The organism is Paenibacillus sp. FSL M8-0212 (assembly GCF_038004645.1).
Taxonomy (GTDB): domain Bacteria; phylum Bacillota; class Bacilli; order Paenibacillales; family Paenibacillaceae; genus Paenibacillus.
The window spans coordinates 3650515-3675905 of sequence record NZ_JBBORP010000001.1; the positions used below are offsets into that span (position 1 = coordinate 3650515).

The 25391-nt window shown below is 41.7% G+C and carries 26 protein-coding genes; 18 read left to right on the top strand and 8 right to left on the bottom strand.

Annotated elements, in window-relative coordinates; genetic code table 11:
- Nucleotides 1–13: 13 nt before the first annotated feature.
- The gene (sspI, locus tag MKX68_RS16160; protein ID WP_036673259.1) at nucleotides 14–247 is read right to left on the bottom strand and encodes a small acid-soluble spore protein SspI; all 234 of its coding nucleotides are present in this window, start codon (nucleotides 245–247) and stop codon (nucleotides 14–16) included.
- 128 nt (nucleotides 248–375) lie between these two features.
- On the opposite strand from sspI, the gene MKX68_RS16165 reads away from it, so the two are divergent.
- Nucleotides 376–1077, top strand: coding sequence for a potassium channel family protein (locus tag MKX68_RS16165; RefSeq protein WP_076211287.1), 702 nt, complete (start codon nucleotides 376–378; stop codon nucleotides 1075–1077).
- Nucleotides 1078–1103: 26 nt separating this feature from the next.
- A complete protein-coding gene (locus MKX68_RS16170) occupies nucleotides 1104–1895 on the top strand; it encodes a TrmH family RNA methyltransferase (RefSeq protein WP_340912880.1) in 792 nt (263 codons plus the stop codon).
- On the opposite strand, the gene MKX68_RS16175 is transcribed toward MKX68_RS16170, so the two are convergent.
- Nucleotides 1888–2016, bottom strand: coding sequence for a hypothetical protein (locus MKX68_RS16175; RefSeq protein WP_340912883.1), 129 nt, complete (start codon nucleotides 2014–2016; stop codon nucleotides 1888–1890). The two genes, MKX68_RS16170 and MKX68_RS16175, sit on opposite strands and share 8 nt — an antisense overlap.
- A gap of 565 nt (nucleotides 2017–2581) precedes the next feature.
- Here MKX68_RS16175 and MKX68_RS16180 point away from each other — a divergent pair.
- The 6 genes from MKX68_RS16180 (at nucleotide 2582) to MKX68_RS16205 (ending at nucleotide 7986) form a co-directional block, all read left to right on the top strand.
- Nucleotides 2582–3085 (top strand): SMI1/KNR4 family protein, encoded by a 504-nt coding sequence (locus MKX68_RS16180; RefSeq protein WP_340912885.1) that lies wholly within the window; start codon nucleotides 2582–2584, stop codon nucleotides 3083–3085.
- 311 nt (nucleotides 3086–3396) lie between these two features.
- On the top strand, nucleotides 3397–4155 hold the full coding sequence (locus MKX68_RS16185; RefSeq protein WP_340912889.1) for an SDR family NAD(P)-dependent oxidoreductase: 759 nt from the start codon (nucleotides 3397–3399) through the stop codon (nucleotides 4153–4155).
- A gap of 60 nt (nucleotides 4156–4215) precedes the next feature.
- Nucleotides 4216–5286: an alkene reductase gene (locus MKX68_RS16190; RefSeq protein ID WP_340912892.1), complete on the top strand. Its 1071-nt coding sequence runs from the start codon at nucleotides 4216–4218 to the stop codon at nucleotides 5284–5286.
- A 191-nt stretch (nucleotides 5287–5477) separates the two neighbouring features.
- Nucleotides 5478–6476, top strand: a complete 999-nt coding sequence (locus MKX68_RS16195) for an NADP-dependent oxidoreductase (RefSeq protein ID WP_340912895.1) — start codon at nucleotides 5478–5480, stop codon at nucleotides 6474–6476.
- 61 nt (nucleotides 6477–6537) lie between these two features.
- Nucleotides 6538–7116, top strand: coding sequence for a TetR/AcrR family transcriptional regulator (locus MKX68_RS16200; RefSeq protein ID WP_340912897.1), 579 nt, complete (start codon nucleotides 6538–6540; stop codon nucleotides 7114–7116).
- A gap of 87 nt (nucleotides 7117–7203) precedes the next feature.
- A complete protein-coding gene (locus tag MKX68_RS16205; RefSeq protein ID WP_339788979.1) occupies nucleotides 7204–7986 on the top strand; it encodes an SDR family NAD(P)-dependent oxidoreductase in 783 nt (260 codons plus the stop codon).
- A 55-nt stretch (nucleotides 7987–8041) separates the two neighbouring features.
- Here the strand turns inward: MKX68_RS16205 and MKX68_RS16210 are convergent, their stop codons facing one another.
- The 5 genes from MKX68_RS16210 to MKX68_RS16230 are packed head-to-tail and all read right to left on the bottom strand — an operon-like array spanning nucleotide 8042 to nucleotide 11589.
- Nucleotides 8042–8608, bottom strand: a complete 567-nt coding sequence (locus tag MKX68_RS16210; protein ID WP_340912899.1) for a class I SAM-dependent methyltransferase — start codon at nucleotides 8606–8608, stop codon at nucleotides 8042–8044.
- Between the two features lie 34 nt (nucleotides 8609–8642).
- A complete protein-coding gene (locus MKX68_RS16215; RefSeq protein ID WP_340912901.1) occupies nucleotides 8643–9686 on the bottom strand; it encodes a sensor histidine kinase in 1044 nt (347 codons plus the stop codon).
- A 49-nt stretch (nucleotides 9687–9735) separates the two neighbouring features.
- Complete coding sequence (locus MKX68_RS16220; protein WP_340912904.1) at nucleotides 9736–10416, bottom strand: response regulator transcription factor; 681 nt, start codon at nucleotides 10414–10416, stop codon at nucleotides 9736–9738.
- A 57-nt stretch (nucleotides 10417–10473) separates the two neighbouring features.
- On the bottom strand, nucleotides 10474–11040 hold the full coding sequence (locus MKX68_RS16225) for a class I SAM-dependent methyltransferase (protein WP_340912906.1): 567 nt from the start codon (nucleotides 11038–11040) through the stop codon (nucleotides 10474–10476).
- A 45-nt stretch (nucleotides 11041–11085) separates the two neighbouring features.
- On the bottom strand, nucleotides 11086–11589 hold the full coding sequence (locus tag MKX68_RS16230) for a DedA family protein (protein ID WP_340912910.1): 504 nt from the start codon (nucleotides 11587–11589) through the stop codon (nucleotides 11086–11088).
- A gap of 854 nt (nucleotides 11590–12443) precedes the next feature.
- Between MKX68_RS16230 and MKX68_RS16235 the strand changes: the two genes are divergently transcribed.
- Complete coding sequence (locus MKX68_RS16235) at nucleotides 12444–13031, top strand: sigma-70 family RNA polymerase sigma factor (RefSeq protein WP_340912913.1); 588 nt, start codon at nucleotides 12444–12446, stop codon at nucleotides 13029–13031.
- The gene (locus MKX68_RS16240; protein WP_340912916.1) at nucleotides 13018–13767 is read left to right on the top strand and encodes a DUF3600 domain-containing protein; all 750 of its coding nucleotides are present in this window, start codon (nucleotides 13018–13020) and stop codon (nucleotides 13765–13767) included. Before MKX68_RS16235 ends, MKX68_RS16240 begins: the two co-directional genes overlap by 14 nt.
- Before the next feature lie 73 nt (nucleotides 13768–13840).
- Here MKX68_RS16240 and MKX68_RS16245 read toward each other — a convergent pair whose 3' ends face one another.
- Complete coding sequence (locus MKX68_RS16245; protein ID WP_340912919.1) at nucleotides 13841–14716, bottom strand: AraC family transcriptional regulator; 876 nt, start codon at nucleotides 14714–14716, stop codon at nucleotides 13841–13843.
- 108 nt (nucleotides 14717–14824) lie between these two features.
- Here MKX68_RS16245 and MKX68_RS16250 point away from each other — a divergent pair, with 108 nt between their 5' ends.
- The 8 genes from MKX68_RS16250 (at nucleotide 14825) to MKX68_RS16285 (ending at nucleotide 25385) form a co-directional block, all read left to right on the top strand.
- On the top strand, nucleotides 14825–15982 hold the full coding sequence (locus tag MKX68_RS16250; protein WP_340912921.1) for a Gfo/Idh/MocA family protein: 1158 nt from the start codon (nucleotides 14825–14827) through the stop codon (nucleotides 15980–15982).
- Between the two features lie 480 nt (nucleotides 15983–16462).
- Nucleotides 16463–17527: a hypothetical protein gene (locus MKX68_RS16255; protein WP_340912923.1), complete on the top strand. Its 1065-nt coding sequence runs from the start codon at nucleotides 16463–16465 to the stop codon at nucleotides 17525–17527.
- 14 nt (nucleotides 17528–17541) lie between these two features.
- Nucleotides 17542–18801 carry a hypothetical protein gene (locus MKX68_RS16260; RefSeq protein ID WP_340912924.1) on the top strand — a complete coding sequence of 420 codons (1260 nt, stop codon included), beginning with the start codon at nucleotides 17542–17544 and terminating at the stop codon, nucleotides 18799–18801.
- A gap of 32 nt (nucleotides 18802–18833) precedes the next feature.
- Nucleotides 18834–19868: an SAF domain-containing protein gene (locus MKX68_RS16265; protein WP_340912926.1), complete on the top strand. Its 1035-nt coding sequence runs from the start codon at nucleotides 18834–18836 to the stop codon at nucleotides 19866–19868.
- A 14-nt stretch (nucleotides 19869–19882) separates the two neighbouring features.
- Nucleotides 19883–20566 carry a hypothetical protein gene (locus MKX68_RS16270; RefSeq protein WP_017692337.1) on the top strand — a complete coding sequence of 228 codons (684 nt, stop codon included), beginning with the start codon at nucleotides 19883–19885 and terminating at the stop codon, nucleotides 20564–20566.
- 1 nt (nucleotide 20567) lies between these two features.
- Nucleotides 20568–21407 carry a hypothetical protein gene (locus tag MKX68_RS16275; protein WP_017692338.1) on the top strand — a complete coding sequence of 280 codons (840 nt, stop codon included), beginning with the start codon at nucleotides 20568–20570 and terminating at the stop codon, nucleotides 21405–21407.
- Between the two features lies 1 nt (nucleotide 21408).
- Nucleotides 21409–23316: an ATPase, T2SS/T4P/T4SS family gene (locus MKX68_RS16280; protein WP_340912931.1), complete on the top strand. Its 1908-nt coding sequence runs from the start codon at nucleotides 21409–21411 to the stop codon at nucleotides 23314–23316.
- Entirely contained in the window at nucleotides 23313–25385 is a 2073-nt protein-coding gene (locus MKX68_RS16285; protein ID WP_150364189.1) for a hypothetical protein, read from the top strand. Before MKX68_RS16280 ends, MKX68_RS16285 begins: the two co-directional genes overlap by 4 nt.
- Nucleotides 25386–25391 lie beyond the last annotated feature (6 nt).

Genomic DNA, 25391 nt, shown 5'->3' on the forward strand with positions numbered 1-25391 from the left:
TTCAATGCTTCGATTAGCGAAGCGGTTGAACGGGAATGGTGTGCAGATGCTCCTGCGCGATTTGAATGAGTTCTTCCTGCTTGGCAGGTTCTGTGTTCTTCCAGATCATCTCGAAAATGGCGCCAAGTCCGGGTAATGCAGCTTCCGGTCCATCTACTGAACCTTCAATCATCTCCCGGAGCTGATCATCACTCTTGTCATGAACTTTATGAACAATCGCTTCACGCAGGCTTAATGTAATGGGCATCGCAATTCCCTCCTCGTATATTCGGCTGCTCTAATACTGTTCCCTGGGAAGCGCGAGCGCATTCAAGTTTATCAGGCTTTGTGGTATACTACGAAGGATTATTTACGTTAGCATGGGTATCCGTAATGATGCGTCATGCTGAAGTGCAGCGGGAGGTTAAGACCCTAATGGCCAAGAAACAGTATGCCGTAATTGGCATGGGACGGTTCGGATCAAGTGTTGCCAATGCACTGAGTGGTATGGGATTTGACGTGCTGGCAATTGATGCGGACGAGCAGCGGACCCAGGAAATGTCCAATGTGGTGACCCATGCGGTATCGGCAGATTCAACAGATGAAGAAGCGCTGCGAGCGCTGGGCATACGGAATTTCGATGTTGTCGTTGTGGCAATTGGTGAAGATATACAGGCGAGTATTCTGACAACCTTGATATTGAAAGATATGGGTGTACCAGTGCTGATCGTAAAAGCTCAAAATGAGCTTCATGGTAAGGTGCTGCAGAAGATTGGGGCAGACAAGGTGATCTATCCTGAGCGGGATATGGGACTACGTGTAGCCCATCATCTGACCTCGCCGAATATACTAGACTATATTGAGTTGTCTGAGGATTACAGCATTCTGGAGATGAGAGCTTCCGAGCAAATGATCGGTAAGAACCTGATGGAATTAAACATCCGGGCACGTTTCGGGTGTAACGTGATGGCGATTCGCAGTGGGAATTCGATGAACATCTCGCCGTACGCGGAGGACCGGATCGAAGCTGGAGATGTGCTGATCATTGTAGGTCACAAGGATCATTTGACGAAAATGGAGCTTGCGTATCCGAAGTGATGGATGCAGATGGGAAGGATGGAAAGATGGAGATTGTATCACCGCAAAATACACGTGTAAAAGAATGGGCGCAGTTGCTGGAGAAAAAGCATCGTACCCGTCAACATAAATATATCATTGAAGGCATTCATCTGGTACAGGAAGCACTGCGTGCCAGAGCAGATCTGGAGTGCATCGTGTACGATGGAGAGCAAGGCGTACCTAGCGAACTGGCTGGACTTGAGAACCCGCTACAGCGTGTGGAGTGGGTTAGTGTATCTCCAGCGGTTATCGCCAAATGTACGGATACGATGACGCCACAGCCTGTATTCGCGATTGTGCGTAAAGGCAGTGAGCCACTGGAAAGCCTAATTACCGGAGCGCGTGGGCTTGTTGTTGTACTGGATGGGGTGCAGGACCCAGGGAATGTGGGGACAATCATCCGTAGTGCGGACGCAGCTGGAGCCGCGGGGGTTGTACTTGGTGCTGGCTGTGCTGATGTATATAACCCGAAGACGATTCGTTCGACGATGGGGTCATTGTTTCATTTGCCCATTGTGGAGGGCCCGTTGGAATCCTTGCTTCCCGAAGCGAAGGCTGCGGGCGTGAAGCTGGTAAGTACTTCTTTGCAGGCAGAGCATTCATGTTATAGCTATGATTTTACGCAGTCGGTATGGCTTGTGATCGGTAACGAAGGCAAAGGAATCTCAGACGCTACAGCACGTTTGGTGGATGATGCGATTACGATCCCGATGCAGGGACAGGCAGAGTCGCTCAACGCGGCAATGGCGGCGACGATTTTGCTGTTTGAGGCGATGAGACAGCGGATGTTTAACTAACTAATAATTCCTTTCCAATTTTATTTTTACCGTCCCTACTAAAATTAACTGTCCCCAACCCACCAAAGACTGGAACTTGGTTGTTGCTATTCCCCAACCATTTCTCCAGTCTTTTTCTCATGCTTTGAGGCATCCCAGCAGGGAATTCTCATCTAAATCCCGAATAGATAATCAAGCAGAAACCCAGGATACTCAAGGCTTTTGGGGAATTGAAAGCAGTTGATTCAAGCTTTTACTCAGGCATTTCCCAGGCTCTTACCCAGGCGTTTTAAATGCTAATCCTTGCTTTTCTCAGGCACTTCTCGATCCTTGCAAGGACACGAATTATTAGTTGTTTTCGTTCACAATTGAACCAGTTTCTTTCCAGGTTTCAGGTCTTTTCCTCAGCATTTTTGGGACAGTTATTTTTATCTCGGAAATGGCGGTGAAGCCTTGTGGGGTAAGGGATTGGGGGATTTAGTGGTGGGGACAGTTATTTTTAGTTTTTTACAGGATGTTTAATTAACTAATAATAACTTTCCCCCAACCACCAAAGGCTGGAACCTGGTTGCCGCTTTTCTCGGGCCATGTTTCCAGTCTTTTTGTCTTTCTATTTGAAGCACCACAGCAGGGAATTACCATTTAAATCCCGAATAGGTGATATAGTTTCTATCTCTTAAGCTGATGGGCAGGTGTTCATTTTGGAAATGAATAATGGAAAAGGAAACACGCTCTTTAGGGAATTTATGACTTGGGCTGGGGAAAAGGGCTGGGACATAATGAGTAAATCCGATTCGCAGCTACATTTAAACAGCGGCATTACTTCAAGATATAAAGGACTCCCAGATGAATATTTAGAATTTCTAAATGTAGTTGAAAAATGCGTTGCACCGGATGAGCAAACCTGGTTTATTTGTGAAGCTGAGTTTAACAATAGCACGGAGACCGCATTCCAATGGAATGAATTTGAAATGCTTAGTTTGGAGGCGGCAGAGGGTGATTCTATTTGGCAGTCAGAGATAACGGCCTGGTGGGATCATCACTTGCCGATCGTAATGTCTGTGGAGGATGGATATTCCTTCTATGCCATTGACTTAACAACCGACAGTGGAGTTATTGTCCGTGGATGTGAGCCTGAATTTGAAGAGGTTGAAAAGGTATCCGATTCGTTTGGAGAATTTCTGGCATGGATGATGTCGAATTCATATTAGCGTAGCTAGGAAAGGTTGATGGTTATACTTGTGGCCAGCGGCCTGACATTAGATTATTCAATGAAAGAACTTATGAAACGATATAGGAATTCTCAATTTATGATATAAAAATGGTTTATATAGCGTGTTTTTATTCTCATTTAAGTATGTTCCAAGCATATTTTTTATATATAAAATAATTCTTTACTGTTCGTTCTAGAAATGATATGCTAACAGCAAGTTAGATCTAACTGTTTTTTTTACACATTAAAGAACGATCGTTCTAAAAAACGGAATTACACTAATCTAAAGAATATGAGGGAGAGAATATAATGAAATACACAGTGATTACAGGAGCAAGTTCAGGAATTGGATATGAAACAGCATTGGCATTTGCAGCACGGGGTAAAAACTTGATCTTGGTAGCTAGAAGATTGGATAAGCTTGAAGACCTTAAATCAACTATTCAGGGTATCGACCCTAAAATAAATGTTGTCGTTCATACAAGCGACTTGTCTGTTACCACAGAGGCGTACACGCTATATAACGATTTGAAGGAATATGAAATTGAGACTTGGATCAATAATGCCGGGCTTGGAGAAGGCTCGTTCATTGCTGAACAGAATTTGGATAAAGTGGAGACCATGCTGCGTGTAAACATTGAATCCTTGACCATTCTATCTACACTGTATGTGCGAGATTATGCGAATGTGGAAGGCACTCAATTGATCAACGTCTCATCCGCACTCGGATATGCCATTGCTGTAGGCAGTGTTGCTTATTCTGCATCGAAATACTACGTTAGTGCCTTCACAGAAGGTCTTGCCAAAGAACTGGAACTGAAAGGTGCAAAACTAAAAGCGAAGATCCTGGCACCAGCGATCACGGAAACAGAATTTGTACAAAAATCAATAGATGCTGAAGGATTTGATTACAAAGCGAATATGCCTAAATATCACACAGCTAAAGAAATGGCAGGCTTCATGATCGATCTGTATGATCACAATGAAGTGGTTGTAGGGATTGTAGACCAGAACTATGAGTTCCAACTGACAGGTGCAATCTACCCGGTGATTTCAGAATTGAATTAATACAGCAGAATCTAGAGGATACATCTACAAAATCTCAAATAAGAAGAGGAGTACAATCCATTGGAAAAGATATGGAGTAAAACAAAGATTGGCAACATGGAATTGCCTCATCGACTAGCGATGGCACCTATGACACGCAGTCGAGCACAAGAAGATGGTACACCTGGAGAGTTGGCGGCACTTTATTATGCTCAGCGTGCAACGATGGGACTTCTGATTACGGAAGGAACACAACCATCTGATGATGGACAGGGATACTTGTGGTCACCTGGCATCTACACCGATAAGCATATTGAAGGATGGAAAAAGGTAACGAATGCGGTGCATGAAGCTGGCGGATATGTATATATCCAATTAATGCATGCGGGTCGCATGTCACATCCAGATAATACCCCGCATCATCGTCAACCGGTTGCTCCATCTGCAATCGCACCGGGTGTAGAAATGTTTACGGCTACAGGGATGCAGAATATCCTCGTTCCCCGGGAATTGAGTCAGGAAAATATTCAAACGACCATTGCCGATTTCCGAAAAGCAGCTGCCGCAGCGATCGAAGCAGGGGCGGATGGCGTCGAAATTCATGGAGCGAATGGATACTTGATCAATCAATTTTTGGGTGAAAATTCGAATACACGCACAGATGAGTATGGCGGATCTATAGAAAATCGTGCTCGCTTTGCGATTGAAGTAACCAAAGCCATCGTGGAGGAAATAGGGGCAGAACGAACAGGCTTCCGTATCTCACCAGGGACACCGCTGGGTGGAATTCAAGATGGCGAACAAGGTCCTGATCTGTATCGCTACCTTGTAAAAGAATTAGCTCAATTGGATTTGGCTTACCTTCATGTTATGCATCTTGGAGATGAGAACCTGCTCCAAGACATTCGTTCGATCTGGCAAAATCCATTGCTGGTCAATCGGGCTGGAAGAACGTTGGATGATCTCAGTGTCGATTTAGATCGCGGTCTCGCTGATGTGGTACCTGTAGGTGTATGGTCCTTAGCTAATCCAGATTTGGTGGAACGACTTCAACAAAGTGCGCCACTGAATGAAGCAGATCCGACAACATTCTTTGGATTGGGAAGTAAAGGCTACACAGATTATCCCACGTTGGAAGAATTACAGTCATAAGAGGGGCAGCACTAGCACAAAGCATAGAGCATGGCGTACAACTGAACATTGCGCGCCATGTTCCTACATAAGTTGGACTAATCATTTTACACGATAACAGCGATTGGAAGGTTGTTCTGTCATCGTAGTGTCAGTGTAAATAATCTTGACTTCAACTTTTATAGTCTACAAGCAAAGGATGAGGATAAATGATGAGAGCAGCTCAAATACAGAAATACTCTAAAAAAATCCAAGTGGAAATCAATAATATTGAGATACCTCAGATTCATAGCCATGAGGTCCTTGTCAGAGTAAAAGCTGCGGGTGTAAATCCGCTGGATATCTTGAATATGAATGGCAGTGTTCGGATGATTGCCGACTATAAGCTACCTCTAACTTTAGGGAATGAATTATCGGGTGTCATTGAAGCCGTCGGTGATGATGTTTTGAATTTTAAAGTGGGGGATTCGGTTTATACCAGGTTGCCACTGAATAAAATTGGTGCTTTTGCTGAATATGCCGCTGTACATGAGGATGCCTTATCCATGATGCCTGGAAATCTTTCTTTTACCGAAGCTGCTGCGGTACCCCTTACTGCCTTGACCGCATATCAAGCATTGCATGATGTACTCCGAGCTGAACCGAATAAAAAGTTGTTTATACCTGGCGGAACTGGTGGATTCGGTGCGATGGCCATCCCGATTGCCAAGTCCATGGGATTAACGGTTATTACAAGTGGCAGTGAGAGGGGCAGAGCACGTAGTTTATCCATTGGAGCAGATCAATTCATTGATTATAAGACCGAGCAGTATGCTGATATTCTGTCCGATATCGATTATGTGATCGATACCTTGGGTGCGGATGAGATCAAAGCTGAATTGAGTATTTTGAAACCACAGGGCAAATTAGTTTCTTTGAAGGCGGGACCCAATTATCGCTTTGCAGTGGACAGTCAATTCCCGTTGTGGAAAAGAGCATTGTTTGGTCTCGTAGGTGCACGCCTGGATTCTTTAGCGCGTAAGAATCAAAATGAATATCGTTTTTTATTTGTGCATTCCAGTGGGATTCAATTGCAAGAAATCACAGCTCTTGTAGAAAAAGAAGACATTAAACCCTCGATTGATTCTACGTATACGTTTGACGACATTGAAAAGGCATTGATTAAAGTATCCACGGGTCACTCTCAGGGCAAAGTCATTGTTACCTTTTAAAGGCTCGTTAAGATGGTGCTCATGCTATTTAATGTTCGTTTTCTGAACAGGAGGGAAGCCAATGGCGAGAAGCAAAGAGTTCGAAGAGTCTGTTGTACTGGATAAAGCGATGAGACTTTTTTGGGAACAAGGATATGAGAAGACGTCTATGACGGATCTGGTTAATCATATGGGAATTCATCGTAAAAGCTTGTATGACACATTTGGCGACAAACATACCTTGTTTCTAAAGTCAGTAGATCTGTATGATCACAAAATCAGCTCAGCCCTTGCAGCAGGCGTAAAGCGTTCTCAAACGGCAACGGAAGCACTTCAGTTTATATTTCTTTCTTTAATTCATGGAGAGGAATCTCCAGCATCAGGCTGCTTCATTGTTAATTCGACGGTAGAATTGGCGGCACGCGATAAAGACATGAACCACCGATCGACGGAGATGTTTGCAAATACGGAGAAACTAATCAAGGACATTATTGTGTGGGGACAGCAAGAAGGTGAATTCACAACGGAGTACAACGCCGAGGTATTGGCGGAATATCTGCATAACGTTAGCATTGGGTTAAGGGGGATGTCCAAGACCTCGATGACCAAGGAAAAACTGCTTCGTATAGCGATGCTATCGATGGATCTCATACGAAGGTAGTCTATTTTTTCACATTAAAAGAATGTTCGTTCTAATATGGGTGTTCCAGATGAAATATATTTATAGAAAAGAGAGGCAGGTAACGATATGAGAAAGACAGTTCTAATCACAGGGGTATCGGGTGGGATCGGTAAAGAGTTAGCGGATCGGTTTGCCAAAGGTGGACATCATATTGTGCTGGTAGCACGAAGTGAGGGTAAAATACAGGATCTAGCTCAGGAGTATCAGAAAAAGTATGGCATTCAGGCGACGGTTATTGCCAAAGATGTAGCAGCACCTGGGGTACCACAGGAGATTTATAATGAGCTGAAGGAAAAGGGGATTGTTGTTGACTATCTTGTAAACAATGCAGGCTTCGGTCTGTTCGGGACGTTTATGGAAACGGATATGGAGCAAGAAGTTAATATGATTGACGTGAATATCAAAGCTTTAACCATCATGACAAAGCTATTCTTGCCGGATATGATCCAACGTGGACACGGCGGTGTGATGAATGTGGCTTCGTTGGTAGGTTTTTTCCCAGGACCGATGATGTCGGTATATTATGCAACAAAGGCATATGTGCTATCATTCACCGAGGCTTTGGAGAATGAAGTAAGTGGAACTGGCGTTACGGTAACGGCACTGTGTCCAGGCCTGACATCCACCGGGTTTGTGGATCGTTCGGGTATGGGTGTCTCGAAGATGTTGCAGGGCCCGATCATGGAAGCCGGACAGGTGGCCGAAGAAGGGTATCGAGGTTTCTTACGTGGCAAGACGTTGATTATGCCTGGTGCTCGAAACCGATTCATCGCGTTTATGCCGCGGTTGTTGCCGCGTAAGATGATGACTCGCATGATTAGATCCTCACAGGACAAGACAGGACATTAAACATATAAAGAGGATAAATCAAGTCTTCCTCAAGTCGATCGCTTCACGTTGTTCTTCATTCTTCTTTTCTTTTACGACAAACATACACAAAAACAGGAGGAAAGCTGAAAGGCACAAATTGAATTTTCTCCATCTCAAATAACTCAGCTAATTGTTTCTTCATATGAAGTGAGTACTGGTACAAAACTAAGGTGCCTCCAGGTCGGAGCGCTGTATGAATCTGTGACAGGATGTTTTGTCTCATTTCTCTGGAGAAATTAAAAAATGGCAGTCCACAAATGATGCTATCCAACTGATGGATATGTTCTTGATTGATCCTTTTCAACAGATAGGAGGCATTTGAATGGAACATGAATTCAGGATATGTTTTCTTCAGATTACTTCTCATTTTGGGGTCTCTTTCAAATAAAAACACGGTTGCGGATTTTGGTAAATGTGATCTCATGAGACGTGTGACGGCACCTGTTCCTGGCCCCAGCTCAGCCATGGTTCTAACCTCCTCCCATCGTACAGAATGGACGATTTTACGGGCTAGAAATTTGGAACTGGGCAGGAGACTGCCTACTCGTTTGGGATTCCTCAGAAATCCTTGCAGGAAAAGAAATGGTTCGGATGTTTTCATCGCGGTATCCTCCATGGTTGAATTCATTGATGGTTCACTTGATGTTGGAAGGCAAGTTTAACTCGAATGTAAATACGTTATGCGTATGTTGAAGCGTCAAGGTGCCTTGATGTAGCTCTGCAATATTTTTGGCTATCGAAAGACCTAAACCTGACCCCGCTTGAATGCCTTCACTGCTTCTTGAATAATCCACCTTATAAAAACGGTCAAACAGTTTATCTTTTTGCTCCATTGTGAGCGGCGCACTTTTATTTTCGACTTGAATGGTAATGTGCTCATGGTGCATACTCATTCGAATGTCAATCACACCAGGTTTAAAGGAATACTTCAGGGCGTTCATGAGAAGATTATCAATAGCACGAGCAATCTTATCACTATCCACGTAGGCCATAATTGGGGCATTACCGATCTCTTTCTCGATATGAATACCATTCTCCTGAGCTAAAGGTTCAAATTCAAACAACAACTGGTCTAACAGCTGATATAGGTCAACCTTTTTCAAATCCAATTGGGTATCTACTGAGGTTAGACGTGTGTATTCAAATAAATCATCGAGCAGCTTCTTTAGATGCGTTGCTTTGTTATAGGCGTTTTGAATGAAGCGGTCATACTCTGCTTTGTCTTGAAATGATTCTGTTCTTAGAAGCTCAATATACCCGATGATGCTGGTAAGCGGTGTGCGCAGGTCATGCGAGATCCCCGTAATCATATCCATCTTGGATTTCTCCAGCTCGCGCTCTTTGATGATCTGCAGCTGCAACTGTTCAGTCATGTGATTGATGTTGGAAGCAACGCGTCCAAGTTCATCTTGTCGATTGACAGGCACCCGATAGTCCAGATTGCCTTCTGAGATGAATTGAAGCCCTTGCTCTAAAGTAATGAGATCTCTCACAATTTTTCGTGTAGAAAACAAAAAAATCAACGTGAAAATTACGATAAAAATTGGTGTTAGGACATAAGGAAAGATGTAGAGAAGTGAAGGCCAATTAAATTTTTCACTAATTTTTGCGGCACCTATGATCAACATATTATTTACACCCACAGAACCAACAAACGAAATCAATAAACTGATCAACATTCGATATAGGATGTTAATCTGTATCTTTTTTTTAAACTGTGGTAATCGTTTAATCAATTTTATAACCCACTCCCCATACCGTTTTAATATACTGAGGTTCCCGTGGATTCACTTCCAGCTTTTCTCGCAGGTTACGAATATGAACCATCACCGTATTATCGGAATACCCGTAAGGTTCTTTCCACACGGTTTCGTAAATCTTCTCGGAGCTAAATACTTGTCCAGGATGGCTGGCAAGCAACACCAGAATAGAAAACTCCAGTGGAGTAAGCGAAATGTCATTTTCTTTGAGCTTCACGGAATGTTTACTTGTATCAATGACAAGGTCCTTGATCAGGATAAGTGAATTGAATTCAGCTTTGCCAATCAGTGTTTGACGTCGTAACTGAGCTTTAACACGAGCCAGTAATTCTAGCGGATTAAACGGTTTGACCATGTAATCGTCAGCCCCGGTAGTCAGGCCAGTGATTTTATCAATGTCTTCTTCCTTGGCGGATAGCATTATAATCGGAGTGGATGATACTTCTCTTATTTTGAAGCAGGCTTTGATTCCGTCCATGATGGGCATCATGACATCCAGTATTACGAGTTGGACCGATGTTGTTTTGATAATATTTAGCGCTTCCTCACCATTGGTTGCTTCAATGACCTGATATCCTTCGTTACGTAAATAGACATGAATGACATCACGGATATCGGGTTCATCATCAACCACGAGAACAGTATTCACAATTCAACACTCCTTAAAAATTAGGATAATATCAGTGTAAACGATAGCCCAAGATGTTTAAATTGTTTCCTTTTTGCGACAGACATAAACAAACGCAGGTGGGATATTCAAAGGCACTAATTCTATTTTTTGGATGATAAAGTGCTCGGATAATGTTTTTTTCATTTGAAGTGAATATTGAAAAGCGATGAATAACCCTCCAGGTTTGAGTGCCTTATAGATCTGGTCTACCAACGTATTTCTTAATTCAGGCTCAAAGTTGAAGAAGGGCAATCCGCTAAAAATGTAATCCAGTTGCTGAACGCCCTCTTGATTCATGGATTCTACTAATCGAGCGGCATCTGGATAACAGGAGAACTCCGGGTATGCCGTCTTAAGAGTATTCCTCATCGTTTCGTTCATCTCAAACAAGAACACTTTCGTTGAACCCTGCACCTCTTGTTGAATATAACGAGTGACAGCACCTGTACCCGATCCGAGCTCGGCGACTGCTTTGGCCTCTAGCCAAGAGGCTTGCTTCACCATTTTACTGGCGAGAAACCGGGAACTGGGTATGATGCTACCGACATGTTTAGGGCTTTGAAGAAAGCTTTTCAGGAATAAAATAGGTTCATTGGAATTCATGATTGTGGTTCCTCCGTATATGTGATGGTCTGTTATCAAAACCAGTTAGAAATGTAATAATTGGAGCGTAGAAAGAATGGGACCGCCGAAGTAGATTCCCGCTGTAAAATACGTTATGGTCCATAACAAAGCACTTGAATAAGAGATAAGAGCAAATTTTCTATACTGCACGCCGCTCAGTCCAATGACCAAAGGGAGAACATATCGAACGATTGGAATGAACAAACCGATGCACATCGCCCAATTGCCACTCTTATTTAGAATCAGTTCAGCCTTGACGAAGTGTTTATGATGTTGAAATCTGTGTGTTATCTTGGTTCCAAATAACTTCCCTGCAAAATAAGCAAAGGTAATGGCTGTTAATAGTCCGGATAAAATACAGAAGTATGTGATCCATGAATTGATAACTCCTGTGTGACTCAAAATGGCACCGCTGATAATCGTGATCTCATTTGGAATTGGAATCCCGAAAGGCCCCAATGAGAAGGCAAAATAAAAAATCAGATATCCATACTGATGAAGTAGCTCTAAAATCGTATTACTGATCATTGTTTTGCCTCCTCTCTTGTTGATATAGCAATCTTAATGAAAAAAACTAAGGAATTAATGAGCATAAATCTGAAGAAAATCTAAAGAATACATAAGCAAAGCCACACAACTACGTTAAAGAGAAAAAAGCCTTGCCAACGTACTGGCAAGACTTGAACAGGTGGATATACTCAGGAGCGGTGATCAAGTGATATGAATTTCTGAATATCAAGTAAAGTTAGTCTCGAAAAGGAACGGTATAAGCGGGCCCGAGTTGATTATCTATATCTTTATCTGCAAGGAAGAGGATGAGCATCAAAGAAGAGCCGAGACGTCATAATGACGACTCAGCTCTTTTTTATGTCCCAGGGGATCAGACTTCTTTGAAGTCAGTTTAATGTAGGAAGTAGAACCATCTGAATTTGGTACCAGCAACAAAAAACAAAACAATCCATCCCCATAGAAACAGTAAACGTAAAGGTCGTGGAATCAGTAAATATTCCGAGTACAATTTGCTGAAAAGTTTCATTACAGTAGTGACCACCCCTGCTAAGTTACTCCCTTATATCCGCTTTCGAAAGAAAAAGAGACGACCAAGATCCCAATAAGTCTGTATACCGTGGCGTAGGCCTCGAGGTTGCTTCTGGCGATTACCGATCCGATGATCGAAATAAGATAATAGCAAAAGACCAAAGGTGATCTTATAACTCAGATGCAGAACCTCCAATTATATCAAAATTAGGTATATTATATCATGATAAACACCAGAGGACCTTTTTGTATCAGATTCAGCCATACCTACTCATTCAATAAATAAATCGAACGAAATAATGCTGTAATGCCAATATATAGTGTAAGGAGGAGGGAGATGGATAATGAGTGAGCATGATGAGTACATAGAACTTGTAACGTTAATACGGGCTGGGCGTGAAGAAGCATATGGAGAATTATATGAGAAAACAGTGACGGGGGTATATCAAACTGTGCGATTTCTCATCAAGGACAAGTCTGACGCGGAGGATGTAGTACAGGAGATTTACATTCAGGCGTATCGATCATTAGCGCGATATGATGCGGAGCGTGCTTTTCGTCCCTGGTTAATGGGTGTGACGATGCGGCAGGTCCAGAGTTATCGACGCAAAAGATTGATGCAGTTTCGGTTTGGCAAGCGGATCGAAAAATCTGACGTGGGACTAGAATATGATTTTTCCACTGATCTGGTCAACAAACTGGCGAATCGGCCTCTGCTGGAACTGGTCCGCCGTTTGCCGTACAAGCTGCAGCAGGTGGTCACCCTTCATTATTTAAATGAATACACGCAAGAGGAGATTGCTGACATATTAGAGATTCCGCTTGGAACCGTAAAATCGCGTATACATGCGGCGCTGGCGAAGTTGAGACAGAAAGAGAAGATGAATCCGAGATTGCGGGGAAAGGTGGAGGATCTGCATGAAACTCGATGAACAGTTGCGAACAGCCTACCAGGAAGAAACCAAAGACTGGTCCATCTCTGCGAGTATTAAACACAAAATGATGGATAGTATTCGAAATGATTCACACATCAGGAGAAATCGAAAAAAATGGCTGGTCACTGGGCTATTGGCTGTTGTACTAATTGTTCCCACCGGAGCCTACGCAGGGTACACCTATCTCGCAGACGGAATATATGGTTCACAGGAAAATGTTGCTGCTATGGGGGGAACAGCTGAGGATTATATGAGGTTGGAAGCGAAGCTGCAGACGGCCAAGGCCCATTTCAGCGAAGAAGAATTTGTTCAATATATGGACCTGCTGAAGCAAATGGGGCAAATGGCTCTGAAGCATGCCGATTCTCAAGGCAATATGCATCCAGAGCAGTGGAGTACAGTGGAGCAGGAACGATATAACCTTCTTGCAGCTGAGCTGGAACCGTTTTTCGAGAAGCTGGAAGCTGTGAGTGTAGGGTCCTCCAAAAAACGGATGGACGAGGAGCAATTTTGGACGGAACAGTTGGAACAGGCAGAGAAGACATTTACCAAGGAACAATATCGTGAGTTCAAGTCTGTCTATGAACAAATGAAGAAATACAAAGTTATGGTGATGGACAAGGATGGAAGTATTCATGAGGAACGTTTGTCGGCGGAGCAGAAGGATGATTTAAACCAGCTAGAGAGACGCCTAATCCCCTATTTGAAACGGTTAGAGCTCAATTTGCGTTAATTCGGGTGAACTGTGAAAGTGGAGAAGAAGCGGAGAAGTGAATTTTTTCGCTTCGATCTTGTTGTTGTGACTGTTACTTCCTCCCCTGCACCTTCAGCCGATATTGATGCGGTGTAGAGCCTGTGGTAGTACGGAATACTTTGCAAAAGTAGGAGGGGCTGGTCATACCAACACGGTGACCGATTTCGGGAACGGTGAGCGAGGAACGGGTGAGCAACACACAGGCATGACGAATGCGGGTGGCTTGAGCATAAGCAACAATTGTGGTGCCAGTCGCTTTTTTGAATACATGAGATAGATGATAGGGGGATAGATGAAGTGTATCTGCGATATGCTCCAAACGAAAAGGCTCTTGGTAATGCTGCTCAATCCATTGCATGATGGCTTCGGCATGAGGGTGAAGAACGTTTGCACTGGACGAAAGTACATCTTGGGAACGGCTTTGCTGCCCGTCTTGCCACAGATAGCGAAGTTGTGCGAGCAGATCCAATAAAAAGAGGCGTGTATCCTCTTCTATTTCGTGAGGAAGCAGACCTGGATACGTATCTGCATATTGTTCCATTCGTTGAACGAGTGGGGATGTCGCAGCAAGTCGGATGGGCTGAATGGGGGATTGCTTTTCCAGCAGATCCTGTATGAAGTCGTGAGTAACAATAAATTGGGGCCAATGTGCCTTCAGTAGATCAAGTTCAACCATGAGTACATTTCGAATGAAAGGCTGCTGTCTGGATACTTGAATCTGGATGTGGTGCAATTGAAAAGGTCGAAAAATCATGAGTATACCGGGTTCAAGGGAGAAAACCTGACCTTCGGTTATCAACTGCCCATATCCTTCGTGAATATAGGTTATCTCCAGCTGCGAATGAGCATGGAACACTTCGCGAGACGTAGTGTTGGATGTACGACGACAGACCAGATTAAATTGTTCTCCCAGAAAGATGGACTTCATGAATGCCTCCCTTATCATGCGCAAGATAGTTTTATTTTAGCACAAGATGAACGCATAAAAGCGCTTTATTATTGTGTATTGTGAAGGGAATAAGGGAGGTATACAACGATGTTAAAAGTAGCGATTATCGGAGCAGGTGCAATTAGTGGAGCACATATCTCAGCATATTTGGCGTTCCCTGAGCGATGTCAGATTGTTGCTGTGGTCGATATCTACGTGGAAAAAGCACAGAAGCGAATTAATGAATATGGTCTGAAAGGTGCACAAGCTATCACGGATTACACAGAGTTACTTGCTCAAAACATTGATCTGGTATCAGTCTGTACACCGCCGTATACCCATGCCCCAATTGCATGTGATTTCATGCATGCAGGTGCGCATGTGTTAGTCGAAAAACCGATGGCCTCTTCCCTGGAGGAAGCGGATCTGATGTTGAGAGCAGCGCAAGAAAGTGGCAAGTTACTATCTGTAGTAGCACAGAACCGGTTTACAACACCAATGATGAAACTGAAAGGTGTGCTGGACAGTAAACGGATGGGCCCCATCGTACATGTGCAGGTTGATTCTTTCTGGTGGCGGGGTCACAATTATTATGATCTGTGGTGGCGCGGGACATGGGAAAAAGAAGGCGGAGGCTGCACCCTCAATCATGCGGTGCATCATATTGATGCCATGCTCTGGATGATGGGACCTCCAGTGGAATTGCAGGCCATGATGGCGAATACCGCACATGATAATGCCGAAGTTGAGGATATATCCATGGCGATGCTTCGCTTCAAGGAAGGGGCGCTTGGCATGATTACCAGTTCAGTTGTACATCACGGAGAGGAGCAGCAGTTAATTTTTCAGGGGAAAAAAGCCCGGGTATCTGCACCTTGGAAAGTGGTTGCTTCTACCGCGCGAAATAACGGATTTCCGGAACCGAATCGAGAGTTGGAACACCAGATTCAGAAGTTCGCTGACGAATTACCGGATGTTACTCATGTCGGTCACGCTGGGCAAGTTGAGAATTTGTTAAATGCTATTGAGACAGGATCTCCCCTTCTGGTGGACGGAGAAAGTGGTCGAAATACGCTTGAACTGATTGTGGGTATCTATAAGTCGGCAAGCACAGGAGAAAAGGTTATATTTCCAATAGGGGCGGAAGACGCGTTTTACACAAGAGAAGGAATTATGCAACATGCCGTACACTTTTATGAAAAAAAGACGACGGTGGACAACTTCGAGGATTCGAGTATTACACCCGGGAGCAAGTTGGATTTTTAATGCAAATTTCTAGTATTTTTTAGACTATTTAATCATTTTTTTTGTGATAAGAGCAATATGAAAAACTATAGAACAAGTGGGTGATATATCCAAGAAAACGCTGTTAGATCAATTGATCTGGCAGTTTTTTCTGGTTGGCTACATACTTGGAAATTTTCTTGTTTTTCATTACCTCTCAATTTAATTGGAAATGAAAAAGGGAATTTCGGATCTGAACTAAACAATGTCTAGGACTGTTGTGAAAATAAAGGACTATATTCTTAGGTACAATTGGTCATATATAACAAAAATATGTTGTAAAATTGCTGAAATGGGTCTATTATTTAATCTACTGTTACTTATTTATCCAAATGCTAGGTACTAAGAACCAAATTAGATAAGAATTTGATTATATTTAAAATGGGAAAAATGAATGAAAAATTGGAATTGTAAAATTCATGAAATTACATAATTTTCAAGAAAGTGGGTTAAAAGAACTACATGGGGGATTTTGGGAAGTTAACAATCGGTTCTATGTTGTCTATTAATATTGTTTTATTTATCATTGGATTTTTAATGTACAGGAAATGGCGAAACCCAACATACTTAAAGTTTTTGGGAGCTTTTTCTTTAATGTTATTCGCAAATGCGGGTATGGCTCTGATGCCTCATAAGCTCATGTCTGCATATATGTTTTTCATATCACTCTATGCAGCTGGAATGATAATTGCTCAAATCGGGATATTTCGACTTTACTACAACAAACGAACAGACAAACTTTATGTACATTTAGGCGGAACTGCGGTTACTTTGATTACTGCCGCAATGTCTTTGTTCTTACCCGTACAAATGAGTTCCTTTTTAGTGTTTCTCTCTGTAGTAGGTGTGACATTGTACACACTCATCAAGATTTTTCCGGATGTCGGGCTAAATCCACAGTATTTTATGGTAACGATCCTTTTTGCAATGCAGCTATTGTTGCATCTTTCGGGCGCATTTACAGGTTATGAACTATTGGCAGAACTTAGTTTGATTTTGAGTGTTTTTGTTAGCTTCATAGTGTTCACGATGATTTTCGAAAAAATTATTGGGGTTATGCAAGCAGCGACATACACATCAACACGTGATGAAGTAACAGGTTTGTTCACGCAAAAACATTTTATTCATCAAGCTAATCAAGCTTTATCCAAAGGGAAGACAGTAGGGGTATTATACATAGAAATTCAGAATCCAACCCACATTTCGGAGGAAGAGTCCTTTAAGAGAGCGGGAAGAGCCGTGGGCAGGGCTTTGGAAGGTAGTGGATTTGCTGGACGTTACCAAAGTGATGTCATTGTAGCTCTTATAACAAGTTCTAATTTACCATTAGCAGAGCTGGCTAACTCCATAAGGATGAAAATTGATGTTGAAGCCTCAAGTACTGTACTGATTGGGTATATTGACACTAAGCCTGAATTTACACTGGATGATCATATCCGTGAGGCGAAAGAAGGAGCTATTCGAACGAAGCAAAGTGGGCTTAATAGAATCTTTGATCTAGACCAAAGTAAAATTTTAGCGGATTAATGGAGGCAAACATAGTGAATGCGGTTATCATTTCCAGTAAAGCTTCTACACTAGTACATGAAGCCATAGGGAATACAGATGTTAGTTTTGAAAAAGTAGGTCGCTTTGAGAGTGGTCAGTTTATCGAATTTTGCGAAGCTGTAGCTAGAATTAACATCAATGCATTTATAACTGATTTAGACTGCACCGATTCAAATACTTTTCTACGTGGAATTAGTCAATATCGAACAGTGCGTTCAAATACTCGAATTATTGTCATTGCTCTTGATCGTTATGAGGATGACGGAGTCGTTCATGAATTGGCAGACATGGGGATCAACGTTGTTACAACCTCGCCAGGAACGAAGCCAAAGTCCATTATTCCAGCACTGCGCAATTTATTGCCAAATCAAAGCGAGGTAACTGGAAATGGACAAGAGGATTGGGAATCAACAGATTCTGATCTTGAGAAGATTAAGGATCGCATTTATCGATATACAGCGAAATTAACCTCTGCAGGCAGTTTTGACTCATCAGATGTCATGGATTTGGAACTTCCAGATGTGCCGATCCAAGAAAGAATCATTCTAAAAGATCGAATCATCGGAACGATTTTAGTTGGAGTTATGGGTGTTGAATCTAAAGTCGGTTCAACTCATCAAAGTATATTAATTGCAAACTATTTAAAACGTAAAGGCTACTCAGTAGGTTTAGTAGAGGCAAATAGTTCAAGTGACTTTACAAGTATTGAGAACGCGTATGAAGGAACACAGGATTTCAAAAGCAATAACATTCACTTCTCTATAGAGGGCGTGGAGTATTACAAGAATAATAACAAATTGGATATTAACCATCTGATTACAGCAGGACATGACTACTTAATTTTAGATATCGGGAGCTTTGAAGAGAGTGACTGGAGTAAAGAGTTCTACAGAGCGAGTGTAAACATTGTGTTGGGTGCGGGTAGCGAGTGGCGACAAGGGAAAATTAGAAGATTTAGAGATTTACATAAAAAAATGGATCAGTCTAATTGGGTTTATTGTGTACCATTTGTTGAAAATCTCAGTATCCAAGATATTCGAAAAGATCTTCCAGGGAATCTCGTATATCGAATTCCACCACATGCTGATCCCTATAAACACCAAGGAGATACAGACTCGGTATTAAACAAGTTGATGAAAAGTTACATGGGGGACTCTAAGAAGATATCTTCAAAAGCATTATTGTATGGTGTCCTTGGACTGTGCATCGTTATTATTATTGTTTTGGTAATATTATTGGTCGTGAATAATTAAGTTTAATCATGTTGGATTGAGAGGAGTTCGTTATGTCTAAGATTCGTTTTAGGCAGAAGCAGTTGCTTCTGTCAGCTTCCATTGGGGGGGCAATCATTTTATTTGTATGTGTTATCGCTGGCTATTTTATTATTGACTATATTCAAGGAAGATATGTTGAGCGAACACTTCAGATTGAGCAACAACTTCAAGATGCACAGAAGAAGTTGAATGAAGATAAGATGAAAGTGATCGTACTGAATGATGATCATAAGGCCGGAGATTTAATTACAGAAGATGACGTGAGTTCTCTAGTTGTACCGGTTAGTACGGTACCCCAAAATACAGTAGAGCAAGCAGAGATTGTAGGGAAAAGGATTAAGATTGATGTTCAGAAAAACTCTATTATCACCACACCAATGTTGTTTGAAGATGGAATAACACCGAATGACCTTAGAAACCAAGAGTTTAGTCTAGTACAGCTTCCTTTAAAGTTGAAAAAAGATGAATTTGTAGATGTTCGGATTCGTTTTGCAACAGGTCAGGATTACATAGTACTTTCTAAGAAAAAAGTAGAAGATTTAAATAATGGAACAATATGGTACAAAATGACTGAAAAAGAAATTTTGACGATGTCAAGTGCTATTGTAGATGCTTACATCAATGATGCCTCTATCTATGCATTAAGTTATGTTGATCCTTACATGCAAGATGGTGCAATCATCAACTATCCATCTAATCCTAAAGTATTGGATCTCATTGAATCTAATCCTAATATTGTTGGATTGGCAACAACGGCTCTCGAACGACAAGTAAGAGCAAAATTAGAACAAGATCTTCAGTCCATGAGTGATGAAGATAGACAAAAGTATATCAGTGGACGTAATACGACGGAGATGAACTCAAGGGAGTACATTACTGAGACAGAAGGACAAGGGAACGGAACAACATCCCAGCAAGATAATTCTCTGATGAATGAAAATTCAGAGGATATGAATCAGCAAAGTAATACTGGAAATACACCAAATTCAACTTCAGACTCAGGTAGTATTTTCAAAGATAGCAATACACGTGAACCTGCACAGTAAATAAGGAGACCAAGATGAAACAAATACTTGTTATGGGCCACTATGATAAAACGGATTTTATGATGTACCTTGGTAAATTGTTGTCAATGGATCATCGGGTTCTGATTGTAGATGCAACGCAAAATAAGGATTATGAGTTCGTATTCCCTAAAATTGATCATTCTCTCACGATGAACACTCATGATCAATTTGATGTTATGGAAGATGTCCATTCATATGAGGACCTGATGCATAATCTGGAAGAACAGAAATATGATTTTGTACTCATAGATTGTAATGACGAGGCTTCGTTGGTTGATTGGCCAGAAGTGGATTTTGTTTATGTTGTGACTTCCTATGAGAATCCTGTTATTCAGAAAAACGTTAACCTTATTCGCGCGTACTTCCAGGGAGAAAAGTTATCCTCTGTTAACCTTCCGGTAACGAAAATTATTTATGAGGTTAGTAATCATCTGGACGAAAAATATATGGATAGTTTGCTGGATGAACTACCTTTATTGTGGAAAGAGAGTCTTGTTTATTATCCTGATGAACGTGATCAGACACTGAAGATTATTAATCAATATAAAAATACAGTCATGGTCAAACGTATGTCCAGTTCATACAAGCTAGTCATTAAACAGGCGATAGAGTTCATCCTTGGGTTGGAAACGTCAAAAGTTAACGCATTATGGAAGCGGGCCGAAAGGAGTAATTAACATGGGTAAAATTGCATTATGGGGTATGCAGCATGGATTAGGCGTAACCAGTGCAACCGCTGCTTTGGCTGCATTTATCGGGTTGGAGTATGATGTGAGAACTTTAGTATCTCAGCCGCAGCGGACGGACGGGGATATGGAGCGGTTTTTCAATAAAACAATTAATCAATATAATCGGCAATTTTTTGCCATTGGTGGATTGGGGCTCGACTCATTAGAGCGTGTTGCGAAGAGTAGTAAGCTTGAACGCAATAGTGTTAAAAATTATACACTAATGGTAGAGCGGAATCGTTTGGACCTTCTTTGGGGAAGTGAACGTCTTAATCGACCACAACAGGGTTCTATCGAAGCTGTGAATATGGTATTTCGTATGGCGGCAGAATACTATGGCATTTCACTTTTGGATGCTAGAAGTGGGCAGGATAACGAGGTCTCTAACAGCCTGATCAGGGATGCAGATTTGGTGGTTATCTGTGTGAATCAAAATATAAGTGTACTAGAAAAATATTTTGACAATCAAAGGAAGCATTGGCCAGAGGTACTTGAAGAAAAGCCACATCTGCTTCTTATGACGCAGTATGATCCTATGTCAAAATATAAGATCAAAAATATAGCCAACAAGTACAAGCTCAAAGCTCCTATATTGACAATTCCCTATAATACAAGCTTCAAAGATCATTTAAATGATGGTGACATTAAAGGTTTCTTTGCTAGAAATCGATTTGTCGGCAGCAGTCATGAAAATCATTACTTTATACAGGAAGTTGGCCGTGCTGCAAAAACAATACTGCATGAGATTGGTATTAACACCAAACTGAAGCGAATTGAAAGAGGGAATTAAGATGGGACTGAATTTCACCATTAATTTCCTCGCAATTGTTTTGATCGTAGCTGTTTTAATTGCGTATTTATTCTTGAAGTTGAACAGAAAACCTGGTCAGGTTGGAACACGTCAGAAAAATGAAAATGAAGAACGGTTCCAATTTGATTATCTTCTTGAATACGTTAAAACCATGATTAATGAGTACGTAAACAGTAACTTGTTGGATATGGGAATGACAAGCGAGGAATACAATCGTCGTCTGGGAGTTGTAGCTGAGCTAAGAAGTGCCATGAAAAATGCGACTTCAGGTGACATACAAGAGAAGATTTATCTTAAGCAATTTATATCTGATCTTTTGGAACGTAATTATGGTTTTAACGATGATAATATCGATAGAATCATTCCTTTTGAGGATGAAGATCAATTAACACAACAAGATAAATTTGATATTTTGCTTCATATATATAAAAAGAAGCACGGATTTCAAGGTCTATCCAAGTTAATTGATAAGTATCAATTGGATCAACCAAAAAAAGTTATTGAAGATGGAACGGTAGATTCATATGTAATTACGGGTGATGAGATTGACTCCATTTTTGTCAAAGAAGCACGTGGTGGTTTGGAGTTTGATGACAAGTTAGCTATCGTTGTGCAGCGTGTATACCAGCATTATAAAGGGTTTGGCGTTATTGACGAAATTCGTGATATGTCCATTGATGGCGTATCTGGTGGGGTATCTGGTGTTCCTACCAATATGCAGATTGTGGAAGATGAGATTTCATTACTGCAAGGAATGAAGCAATACAAGTACCCAGGGTACCAGAGCGTATGGATTTTCTTTCGAGGTAAATCTATACATTTATCGTTTTTAAGTTTTGAAACCGACCTAGAATTGAAAAGGGTATGTCAGAACATCTATAAGTATGACAATCCAGGTCAACTAACGGAGACGAACGGTTTTAAAGTAAATGAGATGAAAGATGGATCCAGGGTCGTGGTTGTTCGACCGCCGTTTGCAGAGAGTTGGGCATTTTTTGTTAGGAAGTTTGATCTACCAAATATGAAATTAGATCATCTGATCTCATCCAAAGATGCCGTAAATGCTGAATTAGCTAGAGATATGATTAAGTATCTGATGAAAGGTGCGCAGGTTACTGCATTTACTGGACCTCAGGGTTCAGGAAAGACATCTTTGGTCATGGCCTCAGTTAAATACATATACGCTACGTTAACTTTGAGGATTCAAGAGATGACATTTGAGCTGCATCTAAGAAGACTATATCCACAACGTAACTCACTAGCATTGCGAGAAACCGAGAACATTGCTGGACAAGCTGGACTAGACCTTCAGAAGAAAACGGACGGTTCCGTAAACATTCTGGGGGAGGTCGCTACGGACCCCGTGGCAGCTTGGATGATTCAGATGTCGCAGGTAGCAAGTTTGTTTACGATCTTTACACATCATGCGACCTCTGCACGAGAATTGGTATGGTCTTTGCGGAACTCATTGCTCAAAACCGGTGTGTTCCAGAATGAGCGTATCGCAGAAGAACAGGTAGCAAATGCGGTGCAATGGGATGTTCACATGCGTAAGGAAATGAACGGTAAACGTTACATTGAGCGAATAACTGAGATCACACCTGTTCGATTTGAATCGGATACGTTGGAGCATGAAGAAGTGTTATCTAAAGATGATTCTATTGAGAGCAAGTTGGACGCTTTGGTCAATCTTCAAAGAGAAGTGTACAGAAGAAATAGCGGAAGAGTATGGAATGCACGAAATATCATTGAATACCATAATGGTGAATACGTTGCTGTGTCTCCAATCTCTCCTGAAAAAATCGAAAAAATGTTGTTTAACATGAACGAGGAAGATCGTGAGAACTTCGGACAGTTTCTGAATGCACACTGGGGGCAGGCTCAATGAATAAGTGGATATGGATTTTTGCCATTGCGGGCGGTGCCCTGCTTATTTCGGGCGGAATACTTCTTTATCTTATTCTCAAAGATCGCAAGCGGAAGAAGAATCGTGAGAATGTATGGCCTTCTTCTAAAAATGTAACAGGAAAAACACCACGACAATTGTTGGTGTTTTACCAGAAATCATATCATCAACTGATCAAGGTTCCGATCGTCAAGTCACAGATTCTGAAGATTCGTAAACGTCTGACTGCGATCAACACCTACGATGAGTATTCATTGCGTAAAGAAACGATGCGAATTACCTATTTGACGCTAGGATCTATCATTATTGGTCTTATTGTACTGGCAATAATCAGTAAAAGTTGGATGGCATTATTCTTTGGAGCGTTAGCAGCTATCGTTATAAACGAATTGTGCATTGATATTTTTGTGAACCGGGTTGAAGATCGTCTGTTAAAACAGTTCTCGAATGTTCTGGAGGATGATCGTCATCATTATCAGGAAGTACGGATGGTTGATGAGGCCTTGTACCAGGCTGCACAATCGTCACCGCATGACATCAAGCTTCAGACGGAGAGGATTCACGAAGTATTAACATCCAAGGACCCTGCTCGAGAGCTGGAAAAATACTATGCGGTTGCGCCTAACCGTTATTTGAAAGTTTTTTCCGGAGTGTCTCATTTAATTATGGAGTATGGTGATCGCAACGTTCAAAAGGGCTCCATGTATCTGAATGCCATTAATAAATTTGTGCAAGAGATCAGATATGACCTGATGAGAAGGCAAAAATTACGTTACAAATTAGGCGGATTGACCTTACTTGCACTTATTCCAATCCTGCTGTCGTTTCCGTTGCAGCGTTGGGCGGAAAACTATTTTCCAATTACGACAGAGTTCTATGACAGCAGAATTGGTTTTTTAGTTCGAATGTTCATATACGCTTCAGCTGTAATCTGTTACTTGCTAATTCGTAAATTATCGGAGAATGATGAAGCCAAATATGTAGCTAAAGGTCCGCGAAAAGAGTGGGAAAAGAAAGCATATTCTTGGTCTTGGGTCAAGTGGATCGTGGATCGATTGGTCCCGTCACCAAATACGAGGAAGCATCATCGAACCAACATGCTCCTCAAAGAGGCAAACTCTCATCTAACATTGGAATGGTTGTATATCCACCGAATCGTTATCTCTGTCTCCGCGTTTATTGGTGTAATTGTGTTCTCTGTGTTTTTACATTACAACAGCGTACACCATATATTCAGCAAACCGACGTCAGAAGCAACGAACATTCTTGGATATATGAATGCGGATGAATTGGAGCGTGCTAATCAGGTAACGACAATGGACAACCAAATTATCGAAGATCTTCGGACGAATAAAGATTTGACGCGAGAACAGGTTGTTCAGTCCATAGAAACTCATTCAAATGAGCCATTAACAGATGTGGCTATGAATAATACTGTCAATCGGATTATCGGTAAAGTAACTGTTGTGAACAACGAGTATCTAAAATGGTGGGAACTCCTTATCGCTATAGGCTTTGGAGTTACAGGGTATTACATCACCATATGGATTTTACAATTTCAGCGTCGGTTACGCGCATTGGAAATGCAAAATGAAGTGGACCAATTCCATGTGTTAATCTCGATTCTGTGTGAATTTGAACGGATCTCTGTGGAGACCGTACTTGAGTGGATGGAACGATACAGTATCATTTTCAGACCAGCGCTACAAAAATGTCTGCTCAATTATGATAGTGGTGCAGAGGAAGCCTTGAAAATGCTGAAATCGGATGCCCCGTTCGATTCGTTTGGTAGAATCGTGAAGCGTCTAATGCAAGCGGTAGATAAGCTTTCGTTACGTGAAGCGTTTGACGATCTGGAGATGGAACAAGAGTACTATGCTGAGCAGAAGAAGGAACGCCTTGAGCGTTTGATTCGAAAGAAAACATCGTATGGCAAGTTATTTGGCTGGACACCAGGTGCACTGCTGATTGCACTATATCTGGTCTTCCCATTCCTTTACATGTCATTCAAACAACTAAGTGATATATCAACACAATTACAAACCATCTAAGAGGGG